The organism is Nocardiopsis dassonvillei subsp. dassonvillei DSM 43111 (assembly GCF_000092985.1).
Classification (GTDB): domain Bacteria; phylum Actinomycetota; class Actinomycetes; order Streptosporangiales; family Streptosporangiaceae; genus Nocardiopsis; species Nocardiopsis dassonvillei.
The window spans coordinates 2,163,733-2,180,336 of sequence record NC_014210.1; the positions used below are offsets into that span (position 1 = coordinate 2,163,733).

At 72.6% G+C, this 16,604-nt stretch carries 15 protein-coding genes; 10 read left to right on the forward strand and 5 right to left on the reverse strand.

Annotated elements, in window-relative coordinates; translation table 11 throughout:
• The first annotated feature begins 9 nt into the window (after positions 1-9).
• Together pabB and NDAS_RS08770 are read left to right on the forward strand one after the other, a co-directional pair.
• On the forward strand, positions 10-2,166 hold the full coding sequence (gene pabB, locus NDAS_RS08765) for an aminodeoxychorismate synthase component I (RefSeq protein WP_013152801.1): 2,157 nt from the start codon (positions 10-12) through the stop codon (positions 2,164-2,166).
• 55 nt (positions 2,167-2,221) lie between these two features.
• Positions 2,222-2,968, forward strand: a complete 747-nt coding sequence (locus tag NDAS_RS08770; RefSeq protein WP_013152802.1) for a helix-turn-helix transcriptional regulator — start codon at positions 2,222-2,224, stop codon at positions 2,966-2,968.
• A gap of 133 nt (positions 2,969-3,101) precedes the next feature.
• Here the strand turns inward: NDAS_RS08770 and NDAS_RS08775 are convergent, their stop codons facing one another.
• Entirely contained in the window at positions 3,102-3,485 is a 384-nt protein-coding gene (locus NDAS_RS08775; RefSeq protein ID WP_013152803.1) for a winged helix-turn-helix transcriptional regulator, read from the reverse strand.
• Between the two features lie 83 nt (positions 3,486-3,568).
• Here NDAS_RS08775 and NDAS_RS08780 point away from each other — a divergent pair, with 83 nt between their 5' ends.
• Positions 3,569-3,979, forward strand: coding sequence for a RidA family protein (locus tag NDAS_RS08780; RefSeq protein WP_013152804.1), 411 nt, complete (start codon positions 3,569-3,571; stop codon positions 3,977-3,979).
• A gap of 348 nt (positions 3,980-4,327) precedes the next feature.
• Positions 4,328-5,191, forward strand: coding sequence for a SigB/SigF/SigG family RNA polymerase sigma factor (locus NDAS_RS08790; protein ID WP_013152805.1), 864 nt, complete (start codon positions 4,328-4,330; stop codon positions 5,189-5,191).
• A 128-nt stretch (positions 5,192-5,319) separates the two neighbouring features.
• Here NDAS_RS08790 and NDAS_RS08795 read toward each other — a convergent pair whose 3' ends face one another.
• Positions 5,320-6,462, reverse strand: a complete 1,143-nt coding sequence (locus tag NDAS_RS08795) for a serine hydrolase domain-containing protein (RefSeq protein ID WP_013152806.1) — start codon at positions 6,460-6,462, stop codon at positions 5,320-5,322.
• A gap of 517 nt (positions 6,463-6,979) precedes the next feature.
• Positions 6,980-8,158: a phosphatidylserine decarboxylase gene (locus NDAS_RS08800; RefSeq protein WP_013152807.1), complete on the reverse strand. Its 1,179-nt coding sequence runs from the start codon at positions 8,156-8,158 to the stop codon at positions 6,980-6,982.
• 476 nt (positions 8,159-8,634) lie between these two features.
• On the opposite strand from NDAS_RS08800, the gene NDAS_RS08805 reads away from it, so the two are divergent.
• From NDAS_RS08805 to NDAS_RS08830, 6 genes are all read left to right on the forward strand, one after another.
• On the forward strand, positions 8,635-9,228 hold the full coding sequence (locus NDAS_RS08805; RefSeq protein ID WP_210745731.1) for a DUF4303 domain-containing protein: 594 nt from the start codon (positions 8,635-8,637) through the stop codon (positions 9,226-9,228).
• A gap of 105 nt (positions 9,229-9,333) precedes the next feature.
• Positions 9,334-9,684: a ribosomal protein L7/L12 gene (locus NDAS_RS08810; protein ID WP_013152809.1), complete on the forward strand. Its 351-nt coding sequence runs from the start codon at positions 9,334-9,336 to the stop codon at positions 9,682-9,684.
• A 196-nt stretch (positions 9,685-9,880) separates the two neighbouring features.
• Positions 9,881-10,474: a hypothetical protein gene (locus NDAS_RS08815; protein ID WP_013152810.1), complete on the forward strand. Its 594-nt coding sequence runs from the start codon at positions 9,881-9,883 to the stop codon at positions 10,472-10,474.
• Between the two features lie 460 nt (positions 10,475-10,934).
• Positions 10,935-11,564 (forward strand): SCO family protein, encoded by a 630-nt coding sequence (locus NDAS_RS08820; RefSeq protein WP_013152811.1) that lies wholly within the window; start codon positions 10,935-10,937, stop codon positions 11,562-11,564.
• The gene (locus tag NDAS_RS08825) at positions 11,561-12,820 is read left to right on the forward strand and encodes a Dyp-type peroxidase (RefSeq protein ID WP_013152812.1); all 1,260 of its coding nucleotides are present in this window, start codon (positions 11,561-11,563) and stop codon (positions 12,818-12,820) included. Before NDAS_RS08820 ends, NDAS_RS08825 begins: the two co-directional genes overlap by 4 nt.
• A 103-nt stretch (positions 12,821-12,923) precedes the next feature.
• On the forward strand, positions 12,924-13,487 hold the full coding sequence (locus NDAS_RS08830) for a copper chaperone PCu(A)C (protein WP_013152813.1): 564 nt from the start codon (positions 12,924-12,926) through the stop codon (positions 13,485-13,487).
• 51 nt (positions 13,488-13,538) lie between these two features.
• On the opposite strand, the gene NDAS_RS08835 is transcribed toward NDAS_RS08830, so the two are convergent.
• Both NDAS_RS08835 and NDAS_RS08840 read right to left on the reverse strand, forming a co-directional pair.
• The gene (locus NDAS_RS08835) at positions 13,539-14,657 is read right to left on the reverse strand and encodes an RNA-guided endonuclease InsQ/TnpB family protein (RefSeq protein ID WP_013152814.1); all 1,119 of its coding nucleotides are present in this window, start codon (positions 14,655-14,657) and stop codon (positions 13,539-13,541) included.
• 235 nt (positions 14,658-14,892) lie between these two features.
• On the reverse strand, positions 14,893-16,359 hold the full coding sequence (locus tag NDAS_RS08840; RefSeq protein WP_013152815.1) for a PepSY-associated TM helix domain-containing protein: 1,467 nt from the start codon (positions 16,357-16,359) through the stop codon (positions 14,893-14,895).
• Between the last annotated feature and the right edge of the window lie 245 nt (positions 16,360-16,604).

Sequence of the window (16,604 nt, forward strand, 5' to 3'; positions counted from 1 at the left end):
CGGAGAGCCATGCACACGTTGCTCATCGACAACTACGACTCCTACACCTACAACCTCTTCCAGCTGATAGCGGCCACGACCGGGGTCGAACCCGAGGTGTGCCGCAACGACGACCCGCGGCTCCTGGGCTCCGGTCCCGACCCCGACGCCGTGGTGGTCTCACCCGGCCCGGGGCGCCCGGACCGGCCCTCCGACCTCGGACACGCCTCCGCGTTCCTGACCCGCACACGCGCGCCCGTGCTCGGCGTGTGCCTGGGCCACCAGGCCCTCGGCTGGCTGGCGGGCAGCCCCGTCGTCCCCTCGCCCCGACCCAGGCACGGCGCGGTCGAGTGCGTCCTGCACAACGGCCGCAACCTGTTCACCGGCCTCCCCCAGGGGTTCCCGGCGGTGCGCTACCACTCCCTGTGCCTGCCGGACGGGGTCAAGGAGCACCTCGACGTGGACGCCCGGACCGAGGACGGCGTCGTCATGGGCGTCAGCGACCCCCGGCGCGCGTGGTGGGGGGTGCAGTTCCACCCGGAGTCGGTCGCCACCGAGCACGGAGCCCGGCTGGTGGGGAACTTCTTCTCACTGGCCCGCCCCACGGCGCGCGGCGGATCGGCGCTCGGGAAGGGGAGGGCCGCCGACCCCGCGGTGCGGCGCGCGCCCTCCCCGGAGACCCGCCCCCGGACGCCCTGGCTGCTGCGGTGGCGGCGGCTGGAGCGCGCGCCGGAGGCCGAGTACCTCTTCCGCCTCCTGTTCGCGGACCTGCCGTACGCCTACTGGCTCGACAGCAGCCGCCTGGTCGAGGGGTTCTCCCGCTTCTCCTTCCTCGGGGCGCCGTCGGGGCCGGACGCCGAGGTCCTGACCTACGACGCCGGTGCGGGCCGCCTGCGCGTCGGCGACGGGGAGGGCGCCCCGAGGCACACCGAGGAGGGGTCGGTCTTCGACCTGCTGGAGGCGCGCCTGTCCGCCGCGCGCACCCCCTCCCCGCGCGAGCTGCCCTTCGACTTCAACGGCGGTTACGTGGGCTACATGGGCTACGAGGCCAAGGCGGACTGCGGGTCCCCCAACCGCCACACCGCGCACACCCCGGACGCGCTGTGGATGTCGGCCACCAGGACCGTGGCCGTCGACCACCGGGACGGCGCCACCTGGCTGCTGGCCTCCTGCCGCGACCTGCCCGCCTCGGTGGAGGCGGCCGACCAGTGGCTGGACAGCGTCCAGGCGCTGGCGGAGGGAGGCGTGCGGCACTCCCGGCCCGCCCCCGCGGCCCCGGACCCGGTGGAGCCGACGCCGTTCCTGAGGCGTCGGCGCGCGGGGTACCTGGCGGACGTGCACTCCTGCCTGGAGGAGCTCAGGGCGGGGGAGAGCTACGAGATCTGCCTGACCAACGAGGTCAGCCTCCCCTGCTCGGGCGACCCGTTGGAGACCTACCTGCGGATGCGCCGGGCCAATCCGGCCCCCTACGGGGCCTTCCTCCGCGCGGGGCCCGCGAGCGTGCTGTGCTCGTCACCGGAGCGCTTCCTGCGGGTGGGCGAGGACGGCACCGCCGAGTCCAAGCCGATGAAGGGGACCGCGCCGCGCCACCCCGATCCGGCCGCCGACGCCCGGCTGCGCGCGTCCCTGGCGCGGGACCCCAAGACGCGCGCGGAGAACCTCATGATCGTGGACCTGGTCCGCAATGACCTGGGACGCGTGTGCGAGGTGGGCGGGGTGAGCGTCCCCCGCTACATGCAGGTCGAGTCCTACACCTCCGTGCACCAGCTCGTCAGCACGGTCGAGGGCAGGCTCAGGCCGGGGGTGGGGGCCGTCGGGGCGGCACGCGCCTGCTTCCCCGGCGGATCGATGACCGGCGCCCCCAAACTCCGCACGATGGAGATCATCGAACGCCTGGAGGGACGGGCCCGCGGAGTTTACTCGGGCTCGCTGGGGTACTTCGCCCTGAGCGGGGCGGCCGACCTGAACATCGTCATCCGCACGGCGGTGGTCGCCGACGGCCGGATGACCGTGGGAGCGGGGGGCGCCATCGTCCTGGACTCCGACCCCGAAGCCGAGTTCCAGGAGATGGTCCTCAAGGCCCGGGCCGGACTGTGCGGAACCCGGGCGGACGAGACCGGACCGGCCGACTCCGAACCCGGACCCTCCCCGCGGCCGTCGCGCGCGAGCCGCGACACCGCGCGGTGACGGCCAGCGTTCCCGCCCCGCCCTCCCATCCGACCGGCAAGCACGAGGAGCCGTTATGACCTCCACCCATGAGCACGTCGACCAGCTTCCCGTTCCCTGCGCCCCGGAGAACGGCCCGCCCCTGATCCCCCTGTGCGACCGCGAGCACGAGACCATGGTGGTCGGGCCCGACTCGCCCAGTACCGAGGCCACCCTGCGCGCGCTGCGCTCCATGGACTGCACCGCGGGCGTCCTGGCCCACTTCGACTGTCCCGCCGAGGCCATCGCGCACCTGGGCCGGCGCGGATGGGACTTCGTCTTCCACGTCCGCCGGTCCGGCGCCGAGGACACGGCGGCCCTGCGCGAGGCGGCCCGGGGGGCACGGGGCAAACACCTGTCCGTGCTGTCGGCGTCCGACCGTTCACCGGGGTGCCCGCTCAACGAGACCGGCACGGACGCCCTGGTCTCGGTGGACGAGCTGTCCCCGGCCGACCTGCACTTCGCCTTCTGGCAGCTCGAACGGGGCCGCGTCTACCTTTCCCCCGGTCTGGTCGACCGGGCCGCCGCCCACGGGCGGCGCCTGCACGGCGTGCCGGGCCCGGCCACCCGCCTGACCGAACGCGAACGCCAGACGCTGGCCCTCATGGCGCGCGGGCTGGAGAACAAGGAGATCGCCGCCCAGCTGCGGATCTCCCTGCACGGGGCCAAACGCAACGTCGCGCAGGTCCTGACCAAGCTCGACTGCACCAACCGGACCATGGCCGTGGTCAAGGCGATGAGCGGGACGGCGTGCGGACTCGACCACCTGGCGCGGGGGAACTGAGGCGTCCCCGGGTCCCGTACCGGCGCCGCCCCGGGCCCGGCCCATCGAGGCGCGGCGGCACGGGCGGTACCGTCCCGCGCGCGTCCGCACCCGCCCCGGCGGCGTGCCCTTCCGGCACCGGCCGCCCCGGGTGTCAGCCGCCGTCCTGTTCGAGGTCGAAGCGCTCGCGTGCCCGCTCGATCTCGGGCGTGTGCGCCGAGATCCAGTCGAGCAGCACGTCCACCGGGTGCCGGAGCGTCTTGCCCAGCGGGGTGATCCGGTACTCGACGGCGACCGGCCGCGAGCCGACCACCGCGCGGTGCACGATGCCGTTGCGTTCGAGGCGGCGCAGGGTCGCGGTGAGCGACTTCTGGGTCACCGAGGGGATCGCGCGGCGCAGTTCGTTGAAGCGCGAGGGGCGCTCGCAGAGCACGTTGAGCACCTCCATCGACCACTTGTCCAGGATCTGGTTGAGGAGCTCGCGGTGCGGCGCGGTGATGCCGATGTCGTCGTGGGCTGCCTGCCCGGTATCCGTCATGACACCTGGTTTCGTTGAAGTTTCCTTTTGATACCAGGTATCAACGTTAGACCAAGTCGGTACCAGTAGCGAGGACACAGGCGATGGCCGTTCAGCGTTTCACCCCCGAGGGCATGATGCAGCCCACCCCGTACCACCACGTCGCGGTCGGCACCGGTACGCGCCACGTGCACGTCAGCGGACAGGTCGCCCGCCGCGCCGACGCGACCCCGGTGGCCCCGGGCGACCTCGCCGGGCAGGTGGCCCAGGTGCTGCGCAACACCGCGGCGGGCCTGGCCGGGGCGGGAGCGACGTTCGACGACGTCCTGCGGCTGACCTTCTACGTCACGGCGTGGGAGCCCGGCAAGATCGACGCCTTCATGGCGGGGGTCGCCGAGGTGGCCGAGGAGATCGGTCTGCCGACGCCGCTGCCGCCCTCGTCGCTCATCGGCGTGGACTACCTCTTCGAACCCGACGTGCTCGTCGAGGTCGAGGCGACGGCCCTCCTCGACTGACGACCGCCACCGGGCGCGGCGGGCGGAGGACGTCACGTCCTCCGCCCGCCGGGTGGGAAGGGGGCGGTCGCCGGTTCGCGGCGCGGGGGCGCGACCCGCGGGCGCGGCGGCCTCGCACGCACCCCGTTCGGGTTGGCAGAGGGGCTCTGACGTGGTTATTTGTCGTGTGACAACAAAAAATTCGCTCTGCGGCTTTTGAAGTCGTTTCTGTGGGAACAGTAGTGGTCGCACCGGCGCCGCCCGCCGGGCCGCGGCACCCGAACCGCGGTCGCGAACGGGTCAGCGCACCGGTGTCTGCCGAGGCAGACAGACAGGAGCACACAGGACCAGAGCACCGGGGGTTTCCTCTTGTCCACCACGTTGAACAAGGACACCGTGTCGCAGGCCGACACCGACCACACGACCCTCGTCCCCAGGACGCGCACGTCCTCGCCGGTTAAGGAGATCCCGGCCGAGGAACTCCTCGCCGAACTCCACGGTCTGGACGACGACGACCCGCGCGCGGTCAGGCTGCGCGAGGAGGTCGTGGTCCGCTACCAGCCGCTGGTCAACAAGCTCGCCCGCCGCTACAACGGCCGAGGTGAGCCGTTGGAGGACCTCAAGCAGACCGCCATGGTCGGCCTGGTCAAGGCCATCCGCGGCTACCGGCCCGACCGCGGCAAGCCCTTCATCTCCTACCTGATGCCCACGGTCACCGGTGAGATCAAGCGGCACTTCCGCGACCACACCTGGGCGATCCGGGTTCCCAGGCGTCACCAGGAGAACCGGATCAAGCTGCGCCAGGTCCTCAACACCTTCCAGCAGACCCACGCGCGCGTCCCCACCAACGCCGAGATCGCCAAGGAGATGGGGCTGGACGAGGAGGAGGTCGTCGAGCTGGTCCAGGCCTCGGAGTCCTACCGCTCCCTCTCGCTGGACGCCCCCGACTCCTCCGACTCCGACGGCCAGGAGGGCTCCCGCCTGGAGGACCACCTGGGCAGCGAGGACGAGGGCCTGGAGCGGGTCGTGCAGCGCGAGTCGCTCAAGCCCGCCCTGGCCCGTCTGCCCGAGCGCGAGCGCGAGATCCTCAAGCTGCGCTTCTTCGGCGACCACACCCAGACCGAGATCGCCGACCGCATGGGCTACTCCCAGATGCACGTCTCCCGGCTGCTGAAGAACACCCTGGAGCAGCTGCGCGAGGACGTGGGCGAGCGCGGTCCCGCCCGGGGCTGAGGACCCCGCCCGCTGTCCGGAGGGCGCCACGGGGGCCGCCCTCCGGACAGCGGAACGACCCCGGTCCGCCTTTTGACCGGTGCGGCGCCGCGGGGAGTCCGCCCTCGACGGGCGCGGCTGCGAACCGCTCAGCCCGTCAACCGCGCCGCTCCGGCGTCCTGCTCGGCCGCCTCGTCCTCCGCCTCGGTCCGCCCGCCGCCGAACACCTCCTCGACGAGCCTCCGCGTCGCCTCCTGGAACGTCTGCGCCAGGGACAGCTCGGCGTCGTCCACATAGGTCAGCGAGGCGGTCAGGATCCTGCCGCCGTCGGCCGTGGCGTACATCAGCGCCGCCGAGCCCGCGATACCGCCGTTGTGGTGGAAGAGGGTGCCGCCGTCCGTCTCCTGGACGAACACCCCCAGGCCGTAGCCGACCTTCGCCTCCGGCGTGCGCATCTCGGCCAACAGCTCGGTCGGCAGGAGCCTGCCGCCCATCAGCGCGGAGAAGTACGTCTGCAGGTCCCGGGTGGTCGAGATCATGTCACCGCCGCTGGAGATCCAGGAGGGGTTCTGCCGGGTGACGTCCACCGTCTTCTCCCCGCCGTCCTCCTCGTACCGGTAGTAGGCGTGGGCGTGCGGCTCGGGGACCTCCGTCCCGGTGGTCGGCACCACGGTGCCGGTCATCCCCAGCGGCCCCAGGAACAGCCGGTGCATCTCCTCGGCGAGCGAGCGGCCGGTAACCCGTTCGATCAGCAGCCTGGCCAGTACGTAGTTGGTGTTGGCGTAGCTCCAGTCCGTCCCCGGCTCGAACCGGGACGGCTTGGACAGCGCCAGCCTCACCAGCTCCTGCGGCGGGTAGGTCCGGAACCGGTCCTCCACCCACTCCCGGCCCGCCCAGACGACCCCCGGCGCGAACGTCCCGTCCTCGTAGAGCTCGCCGGTGTGGTTGAAGATCCCGCTGGTGTGCTGGAGCAGCATCCGCACCGTGATCCGCCGGTCCAGCCCGAACTCGGACAGGTGGTCGGCCACCTGGTCCTCCAGTCCGATCCTGCCCTCGGCCACCAGCATGAGCACCGTGGTCGCGACGAAGTTCTTGGTGGCGCTGCCGATCCGGAAGTGCCCGTCGACCGGCGGCCGCTCCGGCTCGCCCAGCCTGCGCGCCCCGGCGCTGCCGACCCACTCGCCGTGCTCGTCGTGCACGCGCAGCTGCATCCCGACGAAACCGGAGTCGACGATCTCCCGCATGGTCTTGTGCAGTTCCGGGCGGTCCTGCCCGGTGGGGGTGAGGGACATGGTGGTGTGCTCCTTCGAAGCGGTGACGCGGTCGGGGTGTGGGGGAGGGGATGCCGCCGGGGTGGTGGCGCGGAGGTCGGGTCCGGTGGTGCCGTTGGCCTTGAGGGCGTTCGGCGCTTTTCCTTCCTCAGGTGCGGCGCTGGTACGGCCCGATGTTTCTGATGATGGAAAAGCTACGTTGCGTTCATGGTTGTGGCAATAGAAATTCCATGCGGGATCCCCATATGCGCAGGTAAACGCCGGGAAATTGTTGCAATGGTTTGGAATCTAATGCAACGGACTCCACCAGTGCGTTGCAATGGCTGGAAATCGAACGCTATGGTCGCCCGTCCCCGGCGATCACGGCGAGGCGGTGCGCGACGGGGGCCGGCGCGCCGTGGCGGGGTGGCCCCCGTCGCGGTCGTCGGCTCCGCTGGTACGCGCGCGGCCGATCACCCCGGCCTTCGCTGGCGCCGCCCGCGCCTCGACGCGGCTGGGGGCCGTCCCCCCGCCCCTCCCGGCTCCGCCGTGGGCGCGGTCACGACCCGAGGCGCCGGGAGGGCGTGCGCCAGGAGCCGGTGAAGAACGCCGGCGACGTCTCCGGATCCTCGAAGTTCCCGATGCGCTGCCCCTGGAGGAGCTGGAGCGCGGGGAACCTGCCCTTCTCGAACAGGAGGATGTTCAGCGAACCGCCGTACTTGAAACACCCGATCTCCTCCCCCTTGTCCACGTCGACGGGGTCCTCGCGAGTCACTTTGGCGAATTTCTGCCTGAACTCGACGGAGGCGATCGAGTTCAGGCCGACGGGGACCATTCCGACGAGACCGTTGCCGTTCCCGCCCGTGGCGATGACGAGATAGCCCCGGCGGAAATGCTCGAACATGCTGTAGTCGTACCCGTATCCGATGTTGCCCTTGTTGAGCATGTCGGGGAAATTGCGCATTCCGTAGTAGACTCCGCCGACGTCGTCGCGTGATTCCACCACGCGCCCCGCGACGGGGGAGTGGTACCGGTGGTACGACTTGGGCAGTAGGAAGCAGGACACCGCCGTGCCGCCGACGAACCTGCTGGCGTAGTCGGATCCGTCGAGCAGCTGCCTGACGTTCATGGTGACCGTCTTGACCGGGATCCGCGTCTCCTCGGTCAGTTCGCCGACGATCATGTTGACGACGCAGTCGGCCGGAGCGACCACCACGGACCCGTCACCGGGCGCGTCGACCGGCCGCTTTCCCCGTTTGACCCCGCGGACGAAGAACTCGTTGAAGTTCCTGTAGCCGCCGGCCGGGACGACGTAGTCGTCCATCCGCGGCCCGAGTTCCCTCATCCACTCGTCCACCAGGCCGAGGGATGCATCGGAGTCCATGTAGCGCCCCTGCAACTCCGTGAAGAGCGCGGTCATCCGGCATCCGGGGCCGGAGGTGAGGAAGACCATGCCGTAGTCGTTCTCGTAGCTGATCCAGCTGAACTTCTCGATGTAGTCCAGCCCGTTGGAGACACCCGGCCGCCACCTCTCCCACTCGCGGAAGAAGTCGCACAGGTCGTTGATCGTCCTTCCGCGCCAGTCGTGGCGGACCTCCTCCGGTGCGTCTTCGGGGACCGGCCGCACGTGCCTGATCGCGGCGTCGTACATGGTGGCGAAGCCCCCGAAATCCTCCCTGTACCAGCTCTCGATCAGTGCGACGAATTCGTCGATGTCCTGGATCTGGTCCTGCGGCAATGTTCCCCCTCTGTCGCGTCTGCCGGGCTTGCTCGGCTTCGGCGCGATGGTCGGCGATCAACCGTTGGGCGCGTTTCCGCCGGATGTGGAAAACGGTGGAGCGGGCGCGGCTCCCGTTCGAAGGGCCGACCCCGCCCGCGATGCGGTGCTTATGCGCGACATCGAGGATTCCCGGGGTTCGCGGGGCCGTAACCCCGGGGCGCCTTTCTGCTTTTTCCACGGCAGGATTGGTGATCGCTATTCCTTTTTGGGGCGGCGGTGCGAGGGATTTGTCCGTGTGCTTTCGGCTGGGCTCCGTCCGGGTTTCCCGCATGTCCGCGTGGGGGGTCTCCGCGCCGGGTGGCACGGTGCGCGCTGAACGCGCCCTGCTCACCGGGCCGCGCGTCGCGCCCCCGCCACGGTGACCACGGACGGGACCGCGCCGTCCGGTCTGACGGGGGGCTAGGGTCGTCCCCCGGAGGTGGTCCGCCGTGGACATGGACTGGGACGGATTCGAGGCCGACCTCACCACGGAACTGGAGGGCTTCGCGCGCTCCTGCCTGGCGCGGGGCGGTCGCGTCTACGCGGTGGCGGTGTACCTGTTCTACGCCGAGACCTGCGGCCGGATCATGCTTCCCGTCTTCGCCGCCGCCACCGAGGAGTGGTTCGAGGAGCACCTGGCCGCCGACCGGCGGCAGCGGGAACACCCGCCGAGCCCGGAGCGGGACCTGCGCTGGGACCCCGCGGACTGGCCCCACCAGCACTTCGACGCGGACTGGTCCGACCCCGGGGCCTTCTGGACCTGGAGCAGGGCCCTGACCGAGGCCGCCTCCGGCGACGGGGCCTGGGACGGCGGCCCCGAGGAGGGCGAGGAGTGCGACGAGGAGCACTGGGAGCGGGTCCACGACCGCTACACCGACGTCGTCGCGCGGGCCTGCCGCGGGGTGGCCGCGACGCTGCGCCGTGAGCGGACCGCGCCCGACGGCCTCGTCGTGGTCGCCCTGGACGAGGGGGAGGAACTCGTGCCGCGCACGCTCACCGCCCCCGAGATCCGCCGACACTTCCCCCACCTGGACGCCGACCACAGCTGAGGCCGGGGGCGGGCCCGCCCGGGGCGTGGACGCCCAAGCCCGGCCGTACACTACGGGGCCGGGGCGGACGCCCCGTTCCGCACTCCTGGGAAGGCAGCACCGACCATGGCCGGTTTCTTCGAACGTCTCCTCGGCCCCGAGCCCGTGAGAAGGCCGATCGACCAGGGCACGGTCGACGAGGCGCAGGCCCTCGTGCGGGCGGGCCGCAAGGTCGAGGCCATCAAGCTCGTGCGCGAGCGCACCGGCGCGGGACTGGCCGAGGCCAAGCACGTCGTCGACGCCGTCGAGCAGGGCCACCGGATCCCGGTCGAGCCCACGCCCGGTCAGAGCCTCGCCGACCGGGCCCGGGAGCTGCTCGCCCAGGACCGCGCGGCCGACGCCGTCACGACGGTCTCCCGCGAGACCGGGATGACCGAGGCCGAGGCCTCCCGCTTCGTCGACTGCCTCGACCGCTGACCCCGGGGGCGCCGACGCGCCGCCCCGCCGCCTGACCCCGCCCGGTGCGATGGCACCGGAGGCGCACCGAGGACGTGCCGGACCCCGGACCGTTCCGCCGGGCCGCCAGCCGCAGGGCGGGATCCGCCGCCGCGCGCCGTCCTCCGGAGGGCCAAGACCGTCCCGCTCCGGCGGTGCGTGGCGGGGGTGAGACGATATGCGGGAGATGTCAGAGAGCCAGCCGTGCCGTCCGTTGCGCGCCGGGGTGTTCACCCTGGTGTGCGCGAGCGTGTCCGCGCACGGCCACGCCCTCGGCTCCGGCCACGACGTCCCCCTCGCGGGTCTGCTGTTGGGCTGCGCCGCCGTCCTCGGCGTGTCCTGGGCCGCCGCCGGACGCCGCTACGGCCCGGTGATGCTCGTCGGCTGGATGCTGTGGGGACAGCTCGCCCTCCACGTGGCCTTCAGCTACACCCAGAACACGGGGCGGGACCAGAGCGCGCACGGCGCCCACTCCGCTGACGCGGTCACCCACTCCGCCCTTTCGGGGTGGCAGATGATCGCCGTCCACGTGCTGGCCGCGCTGGTCAGCGCGTGGTGGCTGCACCGGGGGGAGGACGCGCTCTTCGCGTTCCTGCGCTTCATGGCGCTCACCCTTCTCCCGCTCCTGCTGGTCCTGGCCGGGGCGCCCGCGCCGCCGGTCCGGGCGGGCGGCCCCGGGCGGTGGAACGACGAGCGCCCGCCGTCGCTCCTTCCCTACCTGCGCCACACCCGGGTCCTGCGGGGTCCGCCCTCCCCGCTCGGCGCCGCCTGAGCCTCCAGCGCCTTTCCGGGCCGCACCCGTGCCGGGTCCGTCCCCGGCGCACGGAGCCGTCGTGCGCGCCGTGGCCTTCCGCCCGCGCCCCCGGGCGCGGTCGTTTCCCGTACCCGGTCCGCCCCGCGTCGCCATCCGAGGGCGTCCGCCGACGGGCACGCCCAGCCCCTGGTGACCCGGCCCCGGTGATTCGGCCGCGGTGATCCGCCGTCCCCGGTACGCCCGGGCGGATCCCGCGCCGCCTCGCGCGCCGTGTACGGCCCCACGCGCCCACGGCGCGGGGCTCCCGTGCGCCCTGCGCGGCGCGCGTGCGCCGCGACCCGCTGCCCGTGCCCGGTGTGGCCCGCGCGCGGGGAGCCGTGCGGGGGAGGGACGGTCACCCCTGCGGAGCCACCCGAGCAGAGCCACATCAGCCACATCCGGCCCTTCCGGGCCGTCCAACGACTTACGGAGACACACGATGACCCGCTCTCCCCTCTCCCGCACGGTGCGCGGTGCGCTGGCCGCGGCGGCCTCACTGGCCCTGGTCACCTCCTGCGCCGCGGACCCGGCCGACACCCTGGCCGAGACCGAGTACTTCCTGGACCTGTCCGACGAGCCGATGGCCGCCTCCACCGTCCGGCTGGCCACGGTCGAGGGTGAACCCTGGACCTTCGCCGACGTCGCCGACGACCGCCTCACCCTGCTCTTCTTCGGCTACACCAGCTGCCCGGACGTGTGCCCGATGACCATGGCCGAGATCAACCTGGCCCTGGACCAGGCGGGGGAGGAGGCCGGGGACTACGACGTCGTCATGGTCAGCACCGACCCCGGGCGCGACACCGACGAACAGCTGCGCTCGTGGCTGGACCGCTTCGACCCGGCCTTCCAGGGGGTGCGCGGGGACATCGACGCCACGGTGGACGCCGCCGCGGACTACGGCATCCCGGTCGAGGCGCCCCAGGAGAGCGAGGGCGAGTACCTGGTCTCCCACGGGGGCCGGATCGTCGTCCTGCTCCCCGACGGCAGAGCGGCGGGCATGTTCGACGAGGGCACCGAGGCGGACCAGATCGCCGCACTCCTGCCCGAACTCCGGGGCGCGCTGCTGTGACGGGGGACGCGCACGAACCGCCCCGTTTCTCCCGGCGCGGTCTGCTCACCGCCGTGGGGGCGGCGGGGATCGCCGGAATCGGCGCCGGAGGGCTGACGGGGTACGCCTCCGCCGCCGCGGGCGCGGAGGAACGGGACGCCCCCGCCCTCGACCCCGCCCGCTCCAGGACCGGCTCGCGGGAGGGACGCCCTCCCGCGCTGCTGACGCCCACGCCCGCGCACGTGCGGGTGGTGGCCGTGGACGTGAACGCCCAAGACGCGGCGGACGTGCGCGTGGCGGCGCGCGAGGTCCTCGGCGCCTGGAGCCGTGAGGCCCGTTCCCTGCACGAACGGGGCCCGGCCGCGCTCGGGGAGGGGGCGCCCTCCCAGGGCCTGCACCCCGCCTCGCTGGGGGTCACCCTCGGGCTGGGCCCCTCCCTGCTGGAACGCGCGGGGCTGGCCGACCGGCGTCCGCCGCACATGGAGGACCTGCCCGCCTTCGACTCCGACCGCCTCGACCCCGCCTGGTGCGGCGGCGATCTCATGCTGCACGTGGGAGCCGAGGACCCCCTGGTCCTCAGCTCCGCGGTCGACCACCTGCTGCGCGCGGCCCGGGGCCGGGTCGGGGTCCGCTGGTCGCTGTCCGCCTTCCAGCGGTCGGCCGCGGCCGCCGCCGACCCCGCCGCCACACCGCGCAACCTCATGGGCCAGATCGACGGGACGGTCAACCCGCGCCCCGACGAGGCCCTGTTCGCCACCCAGGTCCTGGCCTCCCACACCGAGCCGTCCCTGGCCTGGATGGACGGGGGGTCCTACGTGGTCGTGCGGCGCATCCGCATGCTGCTGGACGACTGGTTCGCCCTGGAGACCCGACGGCGCGAGGACGTCATCGGACGCCGCCTGTCCGACGGCGCGCCCCTGGGCGGGGACCGCGAGCACGACCGGCCCGACCTGTCGGCCAGGGACGGCGCGGGGGAGCCGGTCATCGCCCGTGACGCCCACATCAGGCTCGCCAGCCCCGAGAGCACGCTGGGAGCACGGATGCTGCGCCGGGGCTTCAGCTACGACCTGGGCTGGGACGCCGACGGCCGCAGGCAGGCGGGCCTGCTCTTCACCGCCTGGCAGGCCGATCCGCGCACCGGGTTCACGGCGGTGCAGCGCAACCTCGACGAGGGCGGGGACGCGCTCGGCGCCTACGTCAGACACGAGGGCAGCGCACTGTTCGCGGCGCCGCCGGTGCGGGAGGGGGAGCCCCGTGTGGCGCACACCCTGCTGTGAGACCGGGGGATCCGGGAACCGGAGCGGTTCCCGCGACGACATCACGGTCGGGCCCGGCAGCGGGGCCCGACCGGACGTGGGGGAGAAGAGGCGAGTGAGGACCATGCCGCGTACACAGGCTGACAGGCGACGTAACGCACGCCGCGCCGCACCGGCCGCCCTGGGGGTGCTGCTGTGCGTCACCGCGTGCGGGGGCGGACCGGGCGCCTCCGGGGAGACGGCCTCCGCCGCTCCCGCGAGTGAGCGGGGCCGGGCCGAGGCCGGGCACCTGCTGGTGACGGAGGCCTGGATGCCCGAACCGGCCAACCCGGAGGTGGGGGTGGTCTACCTGCGCGTGTCCAACTCGGGGGAGTCGGACGACGCCGTCACGGGGGTGTCCACCGACGCCTCCGACGACGCCGACCTGTGCAGTACCGAGACCACCGACTCCGGGGCCGCGCGCATGCGGGTCGTGGAGGAGATCCCGGTTCCGGCCGGGGGAGCGACCACCCTGGTCGAGGGCGGCTACCACGTCATGGTCAACGACCTGCCCGAAGCGCCCGTCGTCGGGGACGAGGTCACCGTCACCCTCTCCTTCGCCAGCGAGGAGGAGCTGGCGGTCACCGTCCCGGTGGAGCCGATGACCGCGGAGAGCGAGGACGGCGGCTCCGAACACGAGCACCACTGAACCACCCCGCTGGGTGCGAGGGAGCTCATCGCGTCTGACCCGACCGCTCCGCTAGGGGTGGTCGGGTGGGACGTGTGACTTGCGCCCCGCGTGCGCAACGACGCCGCAGTCCCGACAGACGAACAAGGCCTGTGAGACCCGGTTGGCCTTGTGAGTGTAGGAGCATGCGGCGCACTCGCGTGAGGAGTGCGCCGGGTCCACGAACACCACCGGCACGCCCTCCAGGCGCGCTTTGTAGGCGATGAAGGCGCCCAGTTGGTGGAAGGACCAGGAGTGCAGCGTGACCCGTTGGGGCCTGCGTTGCCGTACCCGGGCGCGGATCCCCCTGAGATCCTCAAGGGAGATACCGCGCCCGGTGCGTTCGGCCTCGGCCACGATGCGTTTCGAGATCTGGTGGTTGATGTTTCTGGCGTACCGTGCTTCACGGCGGAGCCGCTTGTTGAGCAGGCGCTTGGCGGACCGGCTGCCCTTGGCCTGCAACTTCTGGCGCAGCCTGAGCTGCCGACGGCGGTACCGGTTGATCTGGCGCCCGGCCATGACCCGGCCGTCACTGGTGGTGGCGATGTTGACAATCCCCAGATCCACCCCAAGAAACCCGTTGGGGTCGATCTCAGGAGCGTCGGGCACCTCGACGGTCACCGCGAGAAACCAGGCATCGTCGCGGCAGAGCAGGTCGGCCTCACCGCGTTTGTGTTCGGCCAGCATCTTGATCTGGTCGGGGGAGCCGACGAAGGGCACGTCCTTCAATCGGCCCTGGAAGGTCCACAGTGAGATCGTGCGCGCGTCCATGGCGAAGGACAGGTCGCGCGCGTCGTAGGGGTGCGCCGAGTCGGGGCGGAAGGCGATCGGTGTGGATTCGATCCGCTCCCGGAGGGCCGATCCTTGGGGTCCGTAGTTGCCGTTGTTCAGATTGGAGCGGCGGGCGTGGTAGGCGTCGCACACCTTCTTGATCACGTGCTGGGCCGCTTGCGAGCCCACCCCGGCCTCACGCAACTGCTGGTAGGTATGTTTGCGCAGCTCGTAGTCGCGCATCACACCCTGCTCGTGGGCCACCCTCGCCACCCAGGTGGTGTGGGTGTTGAGATCGCGCAGGGTCGAGGTCAGCACCGCCGCCTGCTCGGGCGACGGCGTGAGCTTGAGCTGCACGACGATCTTCGACACGCCCACCATCATGTACTCGACTAGTGACAGAACGCAGCGAAAGCAGGCCGTTGCGCCCCCCGTCACTGGCGGGCCGGTGGGGACTGGGCGGCGATTTCTCCCGGGGCTGGAGTTCCGGGGTTCCTCGCCACAGCAGAGCTGAACCCGCCGCTCCGCGCCGGTCCGGGGGTGGCCGCCCGGCGCGGCGACCGCCCCCCGGCCCCGGACCCCCGGCCAACGGGTCAGGCGGACCCGTGGCCGCCCGTCACAGGTTCCGCGCCCCGGACGCGGGCGCGCCCGCGGACTCGGGTCCGGCCTGCCCGTCGGCACCCGGAGCCCGGCCGCCCGGCGCGGAGCCCCCTGAGGCACGTGACCGGGCCCGCCACCCGAGGACGGCGTCCACGGCCAGGAACACCAGCAGCGAGGCGCCCAGCAGCGGCGCCGCCCAGCCGACCAGGGCCAGGACCGCCACCGCCGCGACCCTGGACAGCGGGGACAGGGCCGTGAGGGAGCCGCGCGGGTAGGGGCGTCCCACGCCCAGGACTCGGGACCGTGTGGGGCGCCGCTGCCACCACATGCGGTAGCCCAGCACGATGACGGCGATCAGCCCCGAGGCCAGGGCGGACAGCACCAACTGGTTCGGCACGCCGAACAGCACACCCATGTGGGCGTCGATCCCCCACCGGCTCAGCTTGGCCATGACCGGGTAGTCGGCGAAGCGGACCACGTCGGTGACCTCGGCCGTATCCGGGGCGACGGCGGCCGAGTCCACCCGCGTCGGCCAACCGCGGTCGATCTGGCTCACCACGTAGGGGGAGGTGTGGTCCTCGGGCAGGGCCACCTCGACGGGGCCGTCCAGGCCCGCCTCGCGCGCACTGGCCAGGACGGCGCCCACTCCCGCGTCCACCCCGGGCGAGGCCACCGGCGCCTCCGTGGACACCGCGGGGGTGCTCCAGTCCAGCCGCTCGCGCAGGTCGCTGATGTTGGCCCCCGCGTACTGCGACCACGTCATCCCCGTCGCCGACAGGAACAGCAGGCCCACCAGAAGCCACAGACCGGCGGCTCCGTGCAGCGAGACCGACCTGGACCGTCCCCCGGAGGTGCCCGCGCCGGGCAGCAGCAGGCGGCGGAGACCGCCGCGCGGACGCCGGTTGCGCGCGACCCACAGGGCGACACCGCCCAGGGCGACCACCCACATCCAGCTCGCCGCGAGCTCGCTGTACAGGCGTCCGACGTCGCCCAGGTGCAGGCTGCGGTGCAGGGTGTCGACCCACGTGCGGGCCGGGAGGGCGCCGCTGGTGCCGTAGGTCTCCATCACCCCGAGCACCTCGCCGCCGTAGGGGTCGACGAACACCGTCGTCCTGTGGCTGGCCTCCAGCCCCGGCACGTCGAACAGCACCCGGGTGGAGTCCTCCGCGCCGGTGGCCGGTCGCACCGCGTCGAGTTCGGCTCCCGGCAGCTCCTCCTGGGCGACGCGCACCTGTGTGTGGAGCGGGACCGGTTCGCCGGAGGGCTCCACCCGCAGCTGTTCGGCGTAGACCGCCTGCTCGATCTGGGGCGTCCACACGTACAGCAGCCCCGACACGGCGGCGACCAGGATGAAGGGGGCGACGAGGACCCCCGCGTAGAAGTGCAGGCGCAGCACCAGGGGGCGCAGCGCCGCCCAGGTGCCGCGCCGGTCCGGCTCCGCGCGCGTCCCGTCCTGCGGGGGCGCGCTGTCTTCCTGTCCCATGGGGCCGCTCTCCTCCTGGCTGGCGCGACCGTTGCGGTGGCACCGCGGTGCTCCCCGGCCGGTGCGGGGCGCGCCGATCGTGATGGTTTCCTCCTGTTCGGGTCGTCCCGGAGGACGGGGGAGTTCCCGGTGGGGGACGGTTTCCCCGGAGCCGCGCACGGGCCGCCGTGCCCCGGTGGCCGTGGGACGGACGTGCTGCCGGTCCGCGCGGCGCGGGACGTACGGCCGCCCCGCACCGTCAGGGG

Excerpts from the sequence above, each read along its gene's own strand:
- NDAS_RS08795 (WP_013152806.1), bottom strand. The coding sequence starts at position 6,462 with ATGTCCCTCACCCCCACCGGGCAGGACCGCCCGGAACTGCACAAGACC.
- NDAS_RS08815 (WP_013152810.1), top strand. The coding sequence starts at position 9,881 with ATGCGGGAGATGTCAGAGAGCCAGCCGTGCCGTCCGTTGCGCGCCGGG.
- NDAS_RS08835 (WP_013152814.1), bottom strand. The coding sequence starts at position 14,657 with ATGGTGGGCGTGTCGAAGATCGTCGTGCAGCTCAAGCTCACGCCGTCG.
- NDAS_RS08775 (WP_013152803.1), bottom strand. The coding sequence starts at position 3,485 with ATGACGGATACCGGGCAGGCAGCCCACGACGACATCGGCATCACCGCG.
- pabB (WP_013152801.1), top strand. The coding sequence starts at position 10 with ATGCACACGTTGCTCATCGACAACTACGACTCCTACACCTACAACCTC.
- NDAS_RS08805 (WP_210745731.1), top strand. The coding sequence starts at position 8,635 with ATGGACTGGGACGGATTCGAGGCCGACCTCACCACGGAACTGGAGGGC.
- NDAS_RS08810 (WP_013152809.1), top strand. The coding sequence starts at position 9,334 with ATGGCCGGTTTCTTCGAACGTCTCCTCGGCCCCGAGCCCGTGAGAAGG.
- NDAS_RS08840 (WP_013152815.1), bottom strand. The coding sequence starts at position 16,359 with ATGGGACAGGAAGACAGCGCGCCCCCGCAGGACGGGACGCGCGCGGAG.
- NDAS_RS08770 (WP_013152802.1), top strand. The coding sequence starts at position 2,222 with ATGACCTCCACCCATGAGCACGTCGACCAGCTTCCCGTTCCCTGCGCC.
- NDAS_RS08820 (WP_013152811.1), top strand. The coding sequence starts at position 10,935 with ATGACCCGCTCTCCCCTCTCCCGCACGGTGCGCGGTGCGCTGGCCGCG.
- NDAS_RS08780 (WP_013152804.1), top strand. The coding sequence starts at position 3,569 with ATGGCCGTTCAGCGTTTCACCCCCGAGGGCATGATGCAGCCCACCCCG.
- NDAS_RS08830 (WP_013152813.1), top strand. The coding sequence starts at position 12,924 with ATGCCGCGTACACAGGCTGACAGGCGACGTAACGCACGCCGCGCCGCA.